The 1,077-nt window shown below is 58.5% G+C and carries 1 rRNA gene; it reads right to left on the bottom strand.

Features of this window, described 5'->3' with window-relative positions:
- Positions 1 to 743, bottom strand: a 23S ribosomal RNA gene (locus ACIBVL_RS43240); the annotation flags it as partial.
- Between the last annotated feature and the right edge of the window lie 334 nt (positions 744 to 1,077).

Genomic DNA, 1,077 nt, shown 5'->3' with positions numbered 1-1,077 from the left:
GGACTCGCTTTCGCTACGGCTACCCCACCCGGGTTAACCTCGCAACACACCGCAAACTCGCAGGCTCATTCTTCAAAAGGCACGCAGTCACGAGACACCAGCAAGCTGATGTCCGACGCTCCCACGGCTTGTAGGCACACGGTTTCAGGTACTATTTCACTCCGCTCCCGCGGTACTTTTCACCATTCCCTCACGGTACTATCCGCTATCGGTCACCAGGGAATATTTAGGCTTAGCGGGTGGTCCCGCCAGATTCACACGGGATTTCTCGGGCCCCGTGCTACTTGGGTGTTTCTCAAGCGAGCCGTACAGATTTCGACTACGGGGGTCTTACCCTCTACGCCGGGCCTTTCGCATGCCCTTCGCCTATCCATACGGTTTCTGACTCGCCGACCAGCCGGCAGACTGATCAAGAGAAATCCCACAACCCCGTATGCGCAACCCCTGCCGGGTCTCACACGCATACGGTTTGGCCTCATCCAGTTTCGCTCGCCACTACTCCCGGAATCACGGTTGTTTTCTCTTCCTGCGGGTACTGAGATGTTTCACTTCCCCGCGTTCCCTCCACACTGCCTATGTGTTCAGCAGCGGGTGACAGCCCATGACGACTGCCGGGTTTCCCCATTCGGAAACCCCCGGATCAAAGCCTGGTTGACGACTCCCCGGGGACTATCGTGGCCTCCCACGTCCTTCATCGGTTCCTGGTGCCAAGGCATCCACCGTGCGCCCTTAAAAACTTGGCCACAGATGCTCGCGTCCACTGTGCAGTTCTCAAACAACGACCAGCCACCCGTCACACACCACTTTCATGATGCTTCACCGGGGCCGGCATCCGAGGGTTCATTCCCTCAGACACCCAACAGCGTGCCCGACCAGCTCCCGTCCGGAGATCATGCGTTCCACACTCTTACGAGCAGTACTAGCAGCCTCCGGCCCAGAACCCGGCCGAATAATCAACGTTCCACCCATGAGCAACCAGCACCGGACGTTCGCCGATGAACTGGCCTCTGACCTCACCCCGAAGGGATCGGTAAGAAGTGCTCCTTAGAAAGGAGGTGATCCAGCCGCACCTTCCGG

The sequence above is a fragment of the Streptomyces sp. NPDC049687 genome (assembly GCF_044465285.1).
GTDB lineage: Bacteria > Actinomycetota > Actinomycetes > Streptomycetales > Streptomycetaceae > Streptomyces.
This window is presented reverse-complemented; position numbering and strand designations above follow the sequence as displayed.